The organism is Stenotrophomonas sp. 63632_Sma, assembly GCF_056482875.1.
The window spans coordinates 1,108,310-1,123,534 of the sequence record NZ_CM151220.1; the positions used below are offsets into that span (position 1 = coordinate 1,108,310).

Consider the following 15,225-nt stretch of genomic DNA (forward strand, 5'->3'; position numbering starts at 1 on the left):
CTACACTACCTTACTTACCCAGCACGCCTGCCGGCACCAGGTTGCCCAGGTTCTGGTTGAAGGTGACCACCAGCTTGCCGTTCTTCACCTGCGCCGACTGCACCTGCAGGGCGCCGAGCAGGCCGGCCACGGCCGGGTCCAGCTTGTAGATCGGTTCGCGCTGGGCGTAGTCGCTCAGCCAGGCATTGAGCAGGCCGCGGGTGCGCGAATCGAGGCGACCGCCCTGGTTGGCCGGGGTGAAGTCATCCACGCTCGGCTGCTGCAGGTGGAAGCCCTGGGTCTGCGCGTCGTAGCGCAGTCCACTGCTGAGCTTCACTGTGCCCAGCTTGGCCGGGTTGCCACCGGCGGTGGCCAGTGCCACATCCATGCCCAGGTTCAACCGTTCGCCGGCCGGAAGACTCAGTTGCGGGTGACTCATGGTCAGGGCGATCAGGCCGCCGAGGGCGTCCTGGGTGCGCGGGAAGCTGCCATCGAGGTACTGCTGCACGTCGCTGGCGCCGACCGACAGTTCGCGGCCGGAAATGGAAGGGGCGGCCTGGGCGCCGATCGCAGCGGCGATCAGTACGGTGGAGGCGGCAAGGCGGGTCATCAGGGAACGCAGGCGCATGGCGGTGACCGGTGGATATGAATGGACGAGTCAAAGAGTAGCCGTGCCGGCTGAATCGCGCGTGCATGCCGCTGCAACGGTTCAGTCCAGCGATGGGCGCAGTTGCGCCGACTGGATCTGCCAGGCGCGGCCATCGGCACGGGGTTGCACCCGGTACCAGCCACCGAAGCGGAAGGTGCCCTCAGGGGTCACTGCGCGGATCTGTACCGGAACCTCCAGCAGCTGCGGCGGCTGGTGACCGTCGCGCGCGATCGGTAGTTCGCTGGTCAGGCGCAGGCTGCGCACGTCCCTGAGCTGGCGCAATGCGGCATCGTCGGCGCGTCGTGCATCGCTGGGCGGGAATGTCCACGCGGCGTCGACGGCCTTGCGATCGCGATTGAGCAGGGCCATGACATAGGCATTGAGCATTCCCGCCGGCAGCTCGGCCTCGGCCGCGACGGCGGCAAACAGGGGATCAACATCGATGGCCTGCACGGCCGGTGCATCGCCTTCTGCGGCGGCCTGTGACTTCGTGCGGGCAGCTGCCTCGGCCGTGACCGACGGTGTGGCATCCGCTGGATCGGATTGCGATGTCGGCCGGGAACAGGCCAGCAGCACCAGCGGTGCGAGCAGTATCAGGAACCTGCGCATGTCTGCCTCCTCCCCGAGGCGAACGGAAGGAGGCAGTGTATCGGCTGTTCCGCGATCAGCGGGAGGAGGGCAGCTGTTCCAGTGCATCCAGCGCTGGCAGCACCTGCGTGGCGATGGCGGCCAGGGCATGGCCTTCGGTGTCGGCGTGGCGCTGCACGATGTCGCGCAGCAGCTGGGTGGCGATCACCAGGGTCGCGCGCTCGTCACCGCTGATACCAGCGGTACGCGGTGCTGCTTCCAGCAGGCGCATCAGGTCGCGGCTTGCGCGATGTTCCAGTTCGATGGTGCAGCGCCCGGTGCACTGCAACCCGTCCTTTTCGATGGGGGTCACCGAGATCCGGTAGCGGGTGGAGGGGCTGGCCATGAGGGTGTGCTCGCCGTAGCTGTGGAGGATGTGCCCACCTTAGGCAAGGCCGTGCCCGGCGGCGATGGCCGGGGCTGCACGCAGTGTTCCACCCGGTACGTTCCGGGGCCGCAACGGACCACGCCCAGCCAATGGCGACGGGCCTGTACGCGCATTCCCGGGGATGCGGCAACGCTGTGTTGCGGGCTGTGGTTGGGACAAAAAAAACGGGACGGCCAGAGCCGTCCCGTCGGAATCCGCGTTGGGGCGCGCGCTTACAGCGCGGCGTCCTTCAGCTTCTTCAGCGGACGCACCTTCAGCTTGGTGGTGGCCGGCTTGGCAGCGAACCACTGCTCTTCCTTGGTGAACGGGTTGATGCCCTTGCGCTTCGGCTTGGCCGGCACATTGACGGTGGTGATCTTCAGCAGGCCCGGCAGGGTGAAGGAGCCAGCGCCCTTCTTGTGCACCGAGGAGGCGACGGCGCTTTCAAGCGAGGCCAGCACAGCGCGGACGTCCTTGGCGATGACGCCGGAGGCTTCAGCGATGTGTGCAACCAGGCCGGACTTGGTCAGCACTTCCTTGATCGGCTTCGGAGCGGCCGGCTTGGCGGCTGCCTTCGTCGCGACTTTCTTCACTGCCTTCTTCGGGGCAGCCTTCTTAGCGGTCTTTGCCATGGTTTCCTGTTCCGTGAACGGTTGGTTGTTTGGTCGGCGCCGAACCCCGTCGGCAAGCGCAATGTAGGGCAACTCTCGGGCGCCGCCAATAGCCCGAAGCGCGGAAAGTGCATGTTTTTTCATATCCAGGCCGATTCAGTACATGGCCGGCAGTGGGGGAAGGGGGTGTGGCAGCGCGCGCGATGGCCAGCGCCTGCCCATCGGAGGAATGCGCGAAACCACTGAAAACAAGGGAAAAATGCGCGCCGGCCTGGCGAAGAAGTGACCAGTTGTCCGGTTTCCGGCGGACCTGTGGCGTGCGGCGGAGCGACGCAGGGCTAACGCCTCCCGTGCGAGGGTGACCGTTCATCACCGTCACGCAGGAGCAGCACATGGGAATCTCGCGACACGCCACCGCGCATTGGGAAGGCGATCTGAAGTCGGGCAAGGGGCAGTTGAGCACGCCGCAGAGTGGGCTGCTGGACAAGACCCGCTACGGCTTCAACAGCCGCTTCGGCGACGAAAAGGGCACCAATCCGGAAGAGCTGATCGCTGCCGCGCACGCCGGCTGTTTCACCATGGCGCTGTCGGCCAAGCTCGGCGAAGCCGGCTTTACCCCGACCTCGCTGGATACCGAAGCCAAGGTCGATCTGTCGCTGGAAGGCGGCCCGCAGCTGTCGCAGATCCGGCTGAAGGTGAAGGCCGTGGTGCCGGGCATCGACGCGACGCAGTTCCGTGCGATTGCCGATGACGCCAAGCAGAACTGCCCGGTATCCAAGGCACTGAGCGCGGTGCCGATCAGCCTGGAAGCCGAGCTGGGCTGAGGGTAGTGCCGGCCGCTGGCCGGCAACCGCATGATGTCGAGGTCCAGGTAACAGCCGGCCAGCGTTATGGCGGCCTTCCTGGCCGCCACCCTCCGGGCCGTCGCGTCCGACGTTGGCAGCGGCTCCTGCCGCTGCCTTCGGCTCTACCACCCCCCATCACAATCACCAATCAAGGGTGCCGGTAATCACCGTCTGCACCTGGCCGCCGGACCAGACTTCCCCGTCTTCATCGACGAAAAGGGTCAGGCGCGCGTCGTGGCCGACTTCGCGGCCCTGGCTGACTTCGAACGGTGCGCGACCACGGGGCAGCGCATCGCGCAGGTCCAACCATGCGGCCAGCACCGCATTGGCGGCACCGGAGGCGGCGTCCTCGAAGCGGCGTCCATTGCCGACGAAGGCACGTACGGCCAGATCGAAGCCCTCGCTGCCATCGCTGAAGGCATAGGCAAACACGCCCATGCTGTCGGTGGACTCGGCCAGTGCGGCCACCGCATCCCAGTCCGGCTGCAGCGCGCGCAATGCGGCCTCATCGGCCACCTGCACCACCCACCAGCTGCGTCCGCCCTGCATCCGCGCCGGCGGCAGCGTGCCCAGCGGCCAGTCCTTCAGTGCGGCCTGCAGGCGTGGATCGGTCGCCTCGGCAGTCTCGGCCAGCTGCGCGCGCGGCGTGCGGATGGCGATGCGCTGCTGCACACCCTCACCGCTGACGTGTAGCGGCAGGGCACCGGCAATGCCGTCCTGCACCAGCACACCATCGACCGCTACGGCCAGGCCGGCCTGCAGCACCGCATGCGCGGTGCCGACGCTGGGGTGGCCGGCAAACGGAACTTCCTTCTGCGGGCTGAACATGCGCAGCCGGTAACTGGCACCGGCGACCTGCGGCGGGAACACGAAGGTGGTCTCGGGCAGGCGCGTCCAGCGCGCGATGGCCTGCATGCTGGCGTCGTCCAGGCCCTCGGCATCGAGCACCACGGCCAGCGGATTGCCGGCGCCGGCGCGCGGGGAGAACACATCCAGCTGCAGGAAACGGCGGGTGGACATCAGGCGGCACTCCAGTAAACAGGCCGCATAGCGTAGCGCGGGGCACCAAAAAGGGGACGGAGGGAATTAAGTCGCTTTTGCCCCATGTGCCATAAGCGACTTAATTCCCTCCGTCCCCTTTTTTCCGTGGGCTACCAGCGGATGTGGCCGTCGATGACCGGCTGCACCTGGCCGCCGATCCAGACCGTGCCCTGCGCATCGACCTGCACCTGCACGCGGCCATCGCGGCCGACTTCGCGGCCTTGGCTCGCCACGTAGTGGCCCTCGCGGCCCGGCAGGGCATCGCGCCGCCGCAGCCAAGCACCGATCAGGGCATTGGCGCTGCCGGTCACCGGGTCCTCGGGTACGGCGGCCGCATCAGCGGGGCAGAAAGCGCGCACCACCCGGGTGTGGTCGGTGCCAGCTTCGTCGGCGAACACGGCCAGGCCGGTGGCATCAGTGGCGAGGCTCCAGTCGGCCAGTGCGGCCATGTCCGGCACCAGGTTGCGTACGGCGGAGGCGTCGCGCAGCGGCAGCAGCCACCAGCGAGCGCCGTTGTCCCATAGTTCGGGTACGTGCCCGCTGGCAGCCAGCGCCAGCAGCGTTTCCGGCGCTCCGTCCGCCGCTGTGTCCAGTTGCTGCGCCGGTGGGCTGGCCAGTTGGATCTGCAGTGCCTCGGCCGGGCCGCTCACCCGTACCGGCAGCAACCCCGCCGCGCATTGCTGCAGCAGGGCACCGTCGCGTGGTTGCGCCAGGCCGCAGATCACCGCCGCCCAGGCGGCGCCGACGCTGGGGTGGCCGGCAAATGCCAGCTCGCGGGTCGGGGTGAAGATGCGGATGTGGTAATCGGCGCCGGGCGCGCTGGGGCGCAGGAAGAACACCGTCTCGGACAGGTTCAGCCAGGCGGCCAGGGCCTGCATCTGGCTGCTGGAGAGCTCGTCGGCGTCCAGGATGGCGCCCAGTGGGTTGCCGGTGCCGGGGCGGGGGGCGAAGACATCGAGCTGCAGGTAACGGAGGACGGCCATCTACGAGGATATTGCGCTTAGAATCAAAGGTTCCGCCCCCGAGGGCGGCTTCCCCACATTCTACATAGCCAATCCATGTCAGCTTCCCCCCTTGTCGATCGTTGGATCGTACTGAAGTTCGGTGGCACCTCGGTGTCGCGTCGTCATCGCTGGGACACGATCGGGAAGCTGGCGAAAAAACGTGCGGAAGAGACTGGCTCGCGCGTGCTGGTAGTGGTTTCGGCGCTGTCCGGGGTCACCAACGAACTGACCGCGATCGCCGATGGCGCGCCGGACAGCCGTGATCGCGTGGCGGCGCTGGTCGAACGCCACGAGGCCTTCCTGGTTGAACTCGGCCTGGGCCGCGAGGTGCTGGCCGAGCGCCTGGCGGCGCTGCAGGGGCTGCTCGACGACGCGCGCGCGGCCACCCGGCCGCTGCAGTGGCAGGCCGAAGTGCTGGGCCAGGGCGAACTGCTGTCCTCCACCCTGGGCGCGGCCTACCTGCACGCCTCGGGCCTGGACATGGGCTGGATGGATGCCCGCCAGTGGCTGGACGCGATGCCGCCGCAGCCGAACCAGAGCGACTGGTCGCAGCGGCTGTCGGTGAACTGCCAGTGGCGCGCCGATGCGGAGTGGATGCAGCGCTTCCGCGCGCAGCCGACCCGCCTGCTGATCACCCAGGGCTTCATCTCGCGGCATGCCGATGGTGGTACCGCCATCCTCGGCCGTGGTGGCTCGGATACCTCGGCGGCGTACTTCGGTGCGCTGCTCGGTGCCAGCCGCGTGGAGATCTGGACCGATGTGCCGGGCATGTTCAGTGCCAACCCGAAGGACGTGCCGGACGCGCGCCTGCTGACCCGCCTGGACTATTACGAGGCGCAGGAAATCGCCACCACTGGCGCCAAGGTGTTGCACCCGCGCTCGATCAAGCCGTGCCGTGATGCCGGCGTGCCGATGGCCATCCTCGATACCGAGCGCCCGGAACTGCCGGGCACCAGCATCGATGGCAGCGCTGCGCCGGTGCCGGGTGTAAAGGCGATCAGCCGCCGCAACGGCATCGTGCTGGTGTCGATGGAAGGCATCGGCATGTGGCAGCAGGTCGGCTTCCTGGCCGATGTGTTCAACCTGTTCAAGAAGCATGGCCTGTCGGTGGACCTGATCGGTTCGGCCGAAACCAACGTCACCGTGTCGCTGGACCCGTCCGAGAACCTGGTCAACACCGATGTGCTGGCCGCGCTGTCGGCCGACCTGTCGCAGATCTGCAAGGTGAAGGTGATCGTGCCGTGCGCGGCGATCACCCTGGTTGGTCGCGGCATGCGCTCGCTGCTGCACAAGCTGTCGGACGTGTGGGCCACCTTCGGCCGCGAGCGCGTGCACATGATCTCGCAGTCGTCCAACGACCTGAACCTGACCTTCGTCATCGACGAAGCCGATGCCGATGGCCTGCTGCCGATCCTGCACGCCGAGCTGATCGACAGCGGTGCGATGCCGGTGGAAGAGACCGAAGTGTTCGGCCCACGCTGGCGCGAGATCGCCGGCACCGTGCGCCCGCGTGGCACGCCGTGGTGGCGGGGCCAGCGTGCGCACCTGCTGCAGCTGGCCGATGCTGGCACGCCACGCTACGTCTACTACCTGCCGACGGTGCGCGCCCGCGCCCGCGCGCTGGCCGCGATCAAGCCGATCGACCAGCGCTACTACGCGATCAAGGCCAACAGCCACCCGGCCATCCTGCAGCTGCTGGAGGCCGAGGGCTTCGGCCTGGAGTGCGTCTCGCACGGCGAACTGAAGCACGTGTTCCAGCACCTGCCGGAACTGTCGCCCAAGCGTGTGCTGTTCACCCCCAGCTTCTGCCCGCGCAGCGAGTACGAAGCCGCGTTCGCGCTGGGCGTGACCGTCACCGTCGACAACGTCGAAGCGCTGCAGCGCTGGCCGGACCTGTTCCGCAACCGCGAGCTGTGGCTGCGCGTGGATCTGGGCCGTGGCGAAGGCCACCATGCCAAGGTCCGCACCGGCGGCAAGGACTCCAAGTTCGGCCTGCCGATCGCCCGCGTCGATGAGTTCGTGCGCGCGGCCACCGATCTGGGCAGCCGCGTGGTCGGCCTGCATGCGCACCTGGGCAGCGGCGTGGAAACCGCGCAGCACTGGCGCCTGATGTGCGATGAGCTGGCCGGCTTCGCCCGCCGCATCGGCAGCGTGCACACCATCGATATCGGCGGTGGCCTGCCGATTCCGTACAGCGACGAAGACGAGCCGTTCGATCTGGATGCCTGGGCCGAGGGCCTGGCCGAGGTCAAGGCGCTGCACCCGGCGTTCCGGCTGGCGATCGAGCCGGGCCGCTACCTGGTGGCCGAGTCCGGCGTGCTGCTGACCCATGTCACCCAGGTGGTGGAGAAGGACGGCGTGCGCCGTGTTGGCCTGGATGCCGGCATGAACGCACTGATGCGCCCGGCCCTGTACGACGCCTGGCACGACATCGAGAACCTCAGCCGCCAGGGCGGTTATGCCGAAGCGGCATTCGACGTGGTCGGCCCGATCTGCGAATCCAGCGATGTGTTCGGCAAGCGCCGCAAGCTGCCGGTGTCGACCGCACCGGACGACGTGATGCTGATCGCCGATGCCGGCGCCTACGGCTATTCGATGGCCAACACCTACAACCAGCGGATGCTGCCGCGCGAAGACGTGATCGAATGATCGCCGCGCGCGCCCTGCACCCGCCCACCGACACGCCCCGCGCCATCGCGCGGGCCCGTGCCTGACCGGATACACCATGACTGCTTTCGACAAACACCAGGTTTCCCGCTTCCGCTTCGTCCGCTGCGAATTCGCCGCGGACACCGGCGTGGCCAAGCTGGTCTACGCCTTTGATGACGGCCCGGAGATGGTGGAAACCATCACCGTGCCGGGCGCCCCGTTCATGCTGGACGAAGCGCGTACCGCCGCTGTGCAGCGCGCGCTGCAGCTGCTGCACCTGATCGCCGGTGTCAGCTACTACAAGGCGGGCGTGCCGGAGACGGTCAGCATCGACAGCTACGCCATCGATGCCGATACCGCTGCGCTGGTGGAGACGGTCTACCTCAATGGCCTGGGTGAATTTGCCTACCGCAACGGCCTGAACCTGCGCGGGCGCTTCCGCCTGCCGGTGCAAGGCGAGGCAGTGCAGGCGCCGGTGCTGGGCCTGCAGCCGCACGCGCTGGTGGCGATCGGTGGCGGCAAGGATTCGCTGGTCAGCATCGAAGCGCTGCGCCGTGCCGGCGTGGACGAGACGGTGACCTGGATCGGTGGCTCGCAGCTGATCCGTGCCTGCGCTGAACGCACCGGCCTGCCGACGCTGAACCTGGGCCGCGCGCTGGCGCCGGAACTGTTCGAGCTGAACCGCCAGGGTGCGTGGAACGGGCATATCCCGGTCACTGCGGTGAACTCGGCGATCATGGTGCTGGCCGCGCTGCTGCAGGGCGTGGACCAGGTGGTGTTCTCCAACGAACGTTCGGCCAGCTACGGCAGCCAGATTCCGGGCACCGGCGAAGTGAACCACCAGTGGTCCAAGGGCTGGGCATTCGAGCAGGCGTTCGGCAGCCATGTGCAGACGCACGTAGCGGCGGACCTGCAGTACTACTCGCTGCTGCGCCCGATGTCGGAGCTGGCAGTGGCCCGCCAGTTCGCCAAGACCGATTTCTACGACGCGCATTTCTCCAGCTGCAACCGTAACTTCCACATCCTCGGCGAGCGCCCGGTGAACCGCTGGTGCGGTGTCTGCCCGAAGTGCCATTTCGTGTTCCTGGCGCTGGCCCCGTTCATGCCCAAGACGCGCCTGGTGCGCATCTTCGGCCGCAACCTGCTGGACGATGCCGAGCAGGCCGGTGGCTTCGATGCACTGCTGGAATTCCAGGACCACAAGCCGTTCGAGTGCGTGGGCGAAGGCCGCGAATCGCGTGCGGCGATGGCGACCCTGGCGCAGCGCCCGGAGTGGAAGGAAGACGTGCTGGTGAAGCGCTTCTGCAATGAGATCCAGCCGCAGCTGGATGCCGCCGAACTGGAACTGGCACCGCTGCTGCAGCTGCAGGGCGAGCACCGCGTTCCGGCTGCGCTGTGGGAACGGGTGCGTGAAGATTTCGAAGCTTGAAGGAAAGCGCGTTGCGCTGTGGGGCTGGGGCCGTGAGGGCCGCGCTGCGTTTGCGGTGCTGCGCGAGCGCCTGCCCACGCTGCCGCTGAGGCTGTTCTGCCCGGCGGCAGAAGTCGAGGCCGCACGCGCAGAAACGCGGGGCGCGCTGGATGTGCGTGGCGAGCCTTCTGCTGAAGCGCTGGCCGCGTTCGACGTGGTGATCAAGTCGCCCGGCATCAGCCCCTACCAGCCAGTCGCGCTGGCGGCGGCGGGGCAGGGCACCACCTTCATCGGTGGCACCGCGCTGTGGTTTGCCGAACATGCAGGTGCCGATGGCATCGTGCACGACACCGTGTGCGTGACCGGTACCAAGGGCAAGAGCACCACCACCGCGCTGGTCGCGCACCTGCTGCGTGCCGCCGGCCACCGCACCGGTCTGGTCGGCAACATCGGCCTGCCGCTGCTGGAAGTGCTGGACCCGCAGCCCGCACCCGCGTACTGGGCGGTGGAACTGTCCAGTTACCAGACCGGCGAAGTGGCACGCAGTGGCGTCCATCCGCAGGTGGCGGTGGTGCTGAACCTGTTCCCGGAGCACCTGGACTGGCACGGCAGCGAGCAGCGTTACATCGACGACAAGCTGCGGCTGGTGACTGAAGCCGCACCGCGCATCGCCGTGCTCAATGCCACCGATCCGCATCTTGCTGCGCTGTCGCTGCCCGACAGCGAAGTGGTCTGGTTCAACCAGCCGCAGGGTTGGCATATGCGCGGTGACATCGTGCATCGCGGCGAGCAGCCCGTGTTCGATACCCGCAACACGCCGCTGCCGGGTCGCCACAACCGTGGCAACCTTTGTGCGGTACTGGCGGCGCTGGAAGCGCTGGGGCTGGACGCCGTGGCGCTGGCACCTGCGGTGCAGGATTTCCGTCCGCTGCCGAATCGCCTGCAGCGCATCGGCGCGGCCGATGGCCTGACCTACGTCAACGATTCGATCAGCACCACGCCGCATGCCAGCCTGGCCGCGCTGGAGTGCTTCGCCGGGCAGCGCATCGCGTTGCTGGTGGGCGGGCATGACCGTGGCCTGGACTGGACCGATTTCATGCAGCACATGGCGCACGACGTGCCGCCGGTGGAGATCGTGACCATGGGCAGCAACGGCCCGCGCATCCACGCGATGCTGCAGCCGCTGGCCGATGCCGGTCGCTTCGGTCTGCACGCGGCGGCGGATCTGCCTGAGGCAATGGCGCTGGCACGTGCCGCGTTGGGTTCTGAAGGCGGGGTGGTATTGCTGTCGCCGGGCGCGCCGAGCTTTGGTGCCTACCGGGATTACGTGGCGCGTGGCCGTCATTTCGCTGAGCTGGCTGGGTTTGACCCGGAGAGCATCAGCGCGATTCCCGGGCTGGGTATCGCTTGAAGGTAGTGCCGGCCGCTGGCCGGCAACCTCCGGAGAAATTCATCCACGCATGGCGTGGATCTACTGCTCCTGATCGATGAACGCGTAGCCGCCGTCGATCAACTGCTGCAGGTACGCATCGAAGCTGGGCGCGATCACCGCATAGCTGTCCGGATCGTGCAGGTAGCGCACCACCTGGCCGACCGTACCGCCCGGCGCGGGATCAAAATCCAGGTACAGCATCGAGGTGCCGCCGTTGTTCATGCAGTGCGAGAAGCACAGGCGGCGGTTCATCGGCAGATCGGCGTCGATGCCCTCACCCAGGATCTCCGGCTCGTCATCCAGCCACTCTTCGTAGATGGAACGGATGCTGTCGTCCCACTGCTGCTGGTCCTCGAAGATCTGCGCGACCGAGCGCAGGTAGTAGGGGTAATCGCCCACATCTGAACCCAGCATCAGCACGCAGACCTCGCCGCCGGGGTACTCGCGAAAATGGGTGCCATCCACGCGGGACAACAGTTCCACCAGGCTGTCCGGCACCTGCGGCCACTGCGCTCGCAGGCGCTGCAGGTCTTCGGCGCTGGCGCCCTGGACCCAAGCCCACTGCGGGGCATCGTCGGCAGGCAGACGCGGAACAAGGCCAGACAGGAAGCGATCAACAAGATTCATGCGAAAAAAGGGGACGGAGGGGATTAAGTCGTATCCAACCACACCTGCGTCACGTCGCCAATGCAGAATGCGACGCGGGAGGGGCGAATACGGCTTAATCCCCTCCGTCCCCTTTTTCTTGCGGAGCAGGCGCATGAATCGTTGGCGATGCGGTGTGGCGGTGGTTCTGGGGCTGGCAGCGATGCCGGCGTGGGCGGCGATGAAGACCCAGCCGGTGGAATGGAAGCATCAGGGCACGACCTTCAGTGGTGTGCTGGTCTACGACGATGGCGGGCATGACAAACGCCCGGGCTGGTGATGGTGCCGAACTGGAAAGGCGTGAACGAGTCGGCGGTGGAGAAGGCCAAGCAGCTGGCTGGCGATGACTATGTGGTGCTGGTGGCCGATGTCTACGGCAAGAGCGTGCGGCCGAAGACCGATGCCGAGGCCGGGCCGGTGGCGACCAAGCTCCGCAACGACCGGCCGCTGCTGCGTGCGCGTGCGCTGGAGGCGGTGAACGTGCTCAAGGCCCAGGCCGGCAAGGCGCCGCTCGATGCCAGCCGGATCGGTGCGGTGGGCTTCTGTTTCGGTGGCACCACGGTGCTGGAGCTGGCCCGTGCCGGTGCGCCGCTGGCAGGGGTGGTCAGCCTGCACGGCGGGCTGGGTTCGCCGCTGCCGGCACAGGCTGGTGGCAGCCACCCGTCGGTGCTGGTGCTCAATGGCGCCGACGACACCAGCGTGACCGCCGAGGACATCGGCAGCTTCCAGAAAGAAATGGACGCGGCCAAGGTCGATTGGGAGTTCACCAACTACAGCGGCGCGGTGCACTGCTTTGCCGAGCGCGATGCCAACAGCCCGCCGGGCTGCCAGTACAACGAGCGCGCGGCGAAGCGTGCGTGGAAGGCGCTGGATGAGTTCTTCGAGGAGCGCTTCGAGAAACGTTGAACCGTGCAGCGGTAGTGCCGGCCGCTGGCCGGCATTCCCGTGACATCCGCAGCATCATGAGGTTCTAGGCCAGCGGTAGCTGCACTATGCGGTCAATGCGAACGGTCGGCAGCCACCGGAATGCCGGTTTGGTGGGTGCCGACCGTTGGTCGGCACACCTCAACCCATCAATGCGAGCGCTGCACCGCGTAGCGGGCCAGGCCGCGCAGGGCAGCCACGGCATCATTGTCGGCCAGGCCATCGAGCGCGCGCTCGGCGGCCTCGGCATATTCCTCGGCACGCGCGCGGCTGTACTCCAGGCCGCCGGTAGCGCGGATCGCGGCCAGCACTTCCGGCATCGCCGAGGCGTCGCCGTCCTGCACGATGGTGCGCAGGCGTTCGCGGGTGGCGGCGTCCGAATGGGCCATGGCATGGATCAGCGGCAGCGTGGCCTTGCCCTCGGCGAGGTCGTCACCCAGGTTCTTGCCCAGCTCCTCGGCATTGGCCGAGTAGTCCAGCACGTCGTCGGCAATCTGGAACGCGTAGCCCAGGTGCATGCCGTAGTCGAACAGGGCCTGCTGGGTGGCTTCGTCCACGCCGCTGGCCAGCGCGCCCAGACGGGTGCCGGCGGCGAACAGCACGGCGGTCTTGCGCTCGATCACGCGCAGGTAGGCGGCTTCGTCGGTATCCGGGTTGTGCACGTGCAGCAGCTGCAGCACTTCACCCTCGGCGATGCGGTTGGTGGCATCGGCCAGGATCTGCATCACCGACATGCGCTCCAGCTCGACCATCAGCTGGAAGCTGCGCGAGTACAGGAAGTCGCCGACCAGCACGCTGGGCGCGTTGCCCCACAGCGCGTTGGCGGTGCTGCGGCCACGGCGCAGGCTGGATTCGTCCACCACGTCGTCGTGCAGCAGGGTGGAGGTGTGGATGAACTCGATGATCGCCGCCAGCTGGTGGTGGTCCGGGCCGGCCTGGCCGACCGCATGGCCGGCCAGCATCACCAGCATCGGGCGCAGGCGTTTGCCGCCGGCGGAAATGATGTGATCGGCGATCTGGTTGATCAGCACGACGTCCGAGGACAGGCGGCGCCGGATCAGGGCGTCGACGGCGGCCATGTCGGCCGCGGCAAGCGACTGGATCTGGGGCAGGCCCAGGGCGGGACGGGTGTCTTCGGTGATGGTCATGCGATCAGGCTTTCAGGCTCATCGCTGATTATAGGCGTTGCCTGTGAATTCGGGCGCAAACCGGGCAGGCCGGCGTCCGCGGCCCGGCCACGGATGCCGCCTGCGTGAATACGTATGCAGGTTGCGCCATGCCCGTGAGGCCACCGCTAAGCTTGCGGCATCAGGATTTCGGCCCGCTCCCGGCGGGTCCCGCACGCCCGGAGGGGGGCTGTCGATGTCGCACTATCCATGGTGGCGCGGAGCCGTCATCTACCAGATCTACCCGCGCAGTTTCCTTGACGCCAACGGCGACGGGGTAGGCGACCTGCCGGGCATCATCCAGCGCCTGGACCACATCGCAACGCTGGGCGTGGACGCGATCTGGATCTCGCCGTTCTTCAAATCGCCGATGGCCGACTTCGGCTACGACATCGCCGACTACCGCGACGTCGACCCGCTGTTCGGCAGCCTGGACGACTTCGACCGCCTGCTGGCCAAGGCGCACGGTCTGGGCCTGAAGGTGATGATCGACCAGGTGCTGAGCCATACCTCGATCGAGCACGCCTGGTTCCGCGAGAGCCGCCAGGACCGGACCAACCCCAAGGCCGACTGGTACGTATGGGCGGACCCGCGCGAGGACGGCACGCCGCCCAATAACTGGCTGTCGCTGTTCGGCGGCGGCGCCTGGCAGTGGGAGCCGCGCCGAGAGCAGTACTACCTGCACAACTTCCTGGTCGACCAGCCAGACCTGAACTTCCATCACCCGGACGTGCAGCAGGCGACCCTGGACAACGTGCGCTTCTGGCTGGACCGCGGCGTGGATGGCTTCCGCCTGGATGCGATCAACTTCTGCTTCCATGACGCGCAGCTGCGCGACAACCCGGCCAAGCCGGCGGAGAAGCGCTTCGGCCGCGGCTTCAGCCCGGACAACCCGTACGCCTACCAGTACCACTATTACAACAACACCCAGCCGGAGAACCTGCCGTTCCTGGAGAGGCTGCGCGCGCTGCTGGACGAGTATCCGGGGGCGGTCAGCCTGGGTGAGATCTCCTCGGAGGACTCGCTGGCCACCACCGCCGAGTACACCCGCGATGGTCGCCTGCACATGGGCTACAGCTTCGAGCTGCTGGTGGACGACTACAGCGCGGCCTACATCCGCGATACGGTCTCGCGCCTGGAAGCCGTGATGACCGAAGGCTGGCCGTGCTGGGCGGTTTCGAATCACGACGTGGAGCGGGCGGTCAGCCGCTGGGGCGGCCACCCGGCTGACCCGCGCCTGGCGAGGATGCTGGTGGCGATGCTGTGCTCGCTGCGCGGCTCGGTCTGCCTGTACCAGGGCGAGGAACTGGGCCTGGCCGAGGCCGAGGTGCCGTTCGAGGCCCTGCAGGACCCCTATGGCATCACCTTCTGGCCCAACTTCAAGGGCCGCGATGGCTGCCGGACCCCACTGCCGTGGACCGACGCGCCGCTGGCCGGTTTCACCGCCGGCCAGCCGTGGCTGCCGATTCCGCCCGAGCACCGCGCCGCGGCCGTGGCGGTGCAGGAGCGCGACCCGGACTCGGTCCTGGCTGCGTTCCGCGGGTTCCTGGCCTGGCGGCATAGCCAGCCGGCACTCCTGCATGGCAGCATCCGATTCATCGAAAGCGCCGAGCCAGTGCTGCTGTTCGAGCGTATGCTTGCAGATGAAACCCTCCTGCTGGCCTTCAACCTGTCGGCCGAGGCGGTGAGCCATCCGCTGCCGCCGGGCAACTGGCAGCAGGTGGCGGTGCCAGGCCCGGATGCGGGCACGGTGCAGGGCAATGAACTCCAGCTGCCGCCGCGCGCGGTGTATTGCGCCCGACGCAGCTGACCGTTTTCTCCGGTGGCGGTACTTGCGGGGACGGGGCCGAAGCGCCCCGTCCCTTTTTTGTGGGTGGG

At 67.6% G+C, this 15,225-nt stretch carries 13 protein-coding genes and 1 pseudogene; 6 read left to right on the forward strand and 8 right to left on the reverse strand.

Annotated elements, in window-relative coordinates; translation table 11 throughout:
- Positions 1-10: 10 nt before the first annotated feature.
- The 4 genes from ACZK45_RS05155 to ACZK45_RS05170 all read right to left on the reverse strand — a co-directional run bounded on the left by ACZK45_RS05155 (position 11) and on the right by ACZK45_RS05170 (position 2,254).
- A complete protein-coding gene (locus tag ACZK45_RS05155) occupies positions 11-607 on the reverse strand; it encodes a YceB family lipoprotein (protein WP_012510326.1) in 597 nt (198 codons plus the stop codon).
- Positions 608-688: 81 nt separating this feature from the next.
- Complete coding sequence (locus ACZK45_RS05160; protein WP_478445543.1) at positions 689-1,237, reverse strand: hypothetical protein; 549 nt, start codon at positions 1,235-1,237, stop codon at positions 689-691.
- A gap of 55 nt (positions 1,238-1,292) precedes the next feature.
- The gene (locus ACZK45_RS05165) at positions 1,293-1,601 is read right to left on the reverse strand and encodes a DUF3861 family protein (RefSeq protein ID WP_032129232.1); all 309 of its coding nucleotides are present in this window, start codon (positions 1,599-1,601) and stop codon (positions 1,293-1,295) included.
- Positions 1,602-1,855: 254 nt separating this feature from the next.
- On the reverse strand, positions 1,856-2,254 hold the full coding sequence (locus ACZK45_RS05170) for an HU family DNA-binding protein (protein ID WP_010483539.1): 399 nt from the start codon (positions 2,252-2,254) through the stop codon (positions 1,856-1,858).
- A 371-nt stretch (positions 2,255-2,625) separates the two neighbouring features.
- On the opposite strand from ACZK45_RS05170, the gene ACZK45_RS05175 reads away from it, so the two are divergent.
- Positions 2,626-3,057 carry an OsmC family protein gene (locus ACZK45_RS05175; RefSeq protein WP_005408443.1) on the forward strand — a complete coding sequence of 144 codons (432 nt, stop codon included), beginning with the start codon at positions 2,626-2,628 and terminating at the stop codon, positions 3,055-3,057.
- A 162-nt stretch (positions 3,058-3,219) separates the two neighbouring features.
- Here the strand turns inward: ACZK45_RS05175 and ACZK45_RS05180 are convergent, their stop codons facing one another.
- On the reverse strand, positions 3,220-4,098 hold the full coding sequence (locus ACZK45_RS05180; protein WP_478445544.1) for a PhzF family phenazine biosynthesis protein: 879 nt from the start codon (positions 4,096-4,098) through the stop codon (positions 3,220-3,222).
- A 131-nt stretch (positions 4,099-4,229) separates the two neighbouring features.
- The gene (locus ACZK45_RS05185) at positions 4,230-5,102 is read right to left on the reverse strand and encodes a PhzF family phenazine biosynthesis protein (RefSeq protein ID WP_478445545.1); all 873 of its coding nucleotides are present in this window, start codon (positions 5,100-5,102) and stop codon (positions 4,230-4,232) included.
- Between the two features lie 75 nt (positions 5,103-5,177).
- Here ACZK45_RS05185 and ACZK45_RS05190 point away from each other — a divergent pair, with 75 nt between their 5' ends.
- The 3 genes from ACZK45_RS05190 to murD all read left to right on the forward strand — a co-directional run bounded on the left by ACZK45_RS05190 (position 5,178) and on the right by murD (position 10,591).
- A complete protein-coding gene (locus ACZK45_RS05190; RefSeq protein ID WP_478445546.1) occupies positions 5,178-7,772 on the forward strand; it encodes a bifunctional aspartate kinase/diaminopimelate decarboxylase in 2,595 nt (864 codons plus the stop codon).
- A 76-nt stretch (positions 7,773-7,848) separates the two neighbouring features.
- Positions 7,849-9,201: a UDP-N-acetyl-alpha-D-muramoyl-L-alanyl-L-glutamate epimerase gene (gene murL / locus ACZK45_RS05195; protein ID WP_125894208.1), complete on the forward strand. Its 1,353-nt coding sequence runs from the start codon at positions 7,849-7,851 to the stop codon at positions 9,199-9,201.
- On the forward strand, positions 9,182-10,591 hold the full coding sequence (gene murD / locus ACZK45_RS05200) for a UDP-N-acetylmuramoyl-L-alanine--D-glutamate ligase (RefSeq protein ID WP_478445547.1): 1,410 nt from the start codon (positions 9,182-9,184) through the stop codon (positions 10,589-10,591). Before murL ends, murD begins: the two co-directional genes overlap by 20 nt.
- A 60-nt stretch (positions 10,592-10,651) precedes the next feature.
- Here the strand turns inward: murD and ACZK45_RS05205 are convergent, their stop codons facing one another.
- On the reverse strand, positions 10,652-11,239 hold the full coding sequence (locus ACZK45_RS05205; RefSeq protein WP_478445548.1) for an SMI1/KNR4 family protein: 588 nt from the start codon (positions 11,237-11,239) through the stop codon (positions 10,652-10,654).
- A 133-nt stretch (positions 11,240-11,372) separates the two neighbouring features.
- Here ACZK45_RS05205 and ACZK45_RS05210 point away from each other — a divergent pair.
- Positions 11,373-12,163 (forward strand): annotated as a pseudogene (locus tag ACZK45_RS05210) (dienelactone hydrolase family protein).
- Between the two features lie 167 nt (positions 12,164-12,330).
- Here ACZK45_RS05210 and ACZK45_RS05215 read toward each other — a convergent pair.
- Positions 12,331-13,329 carry a polyprenyl synthetase family protein gene (locus ACZK45_RS05215; RefSeq protein ID WP_100437486.1) on the reverse strand — a complete coding sequence of 333 codons (999 nt, stop codon included), beginning with the start codon at positions 13,327-13,329 and terminating at the stop codon, positions 12,331-12,333.
- Between the two features lie 214 nt (positions 13,330-13,543).
- Between ACZK45_RS05215 and ACZK45_RS05220 the strand changes: the two genes are divergently transcribed.
- Positions 13,544-15,157 (forward strand): alpha-glucosidase, encoded by a 1,614-nt coding sequence (locus tag ACZK45_RS05220; RefSeq protein ID WP_032129592.1) that lies wholly within the window; start codon positions 13,544-13,546, stop codon positions 15,155-15,157.
- Positions 15,158-15,225 lie beyond the last annotated feature (68 nt).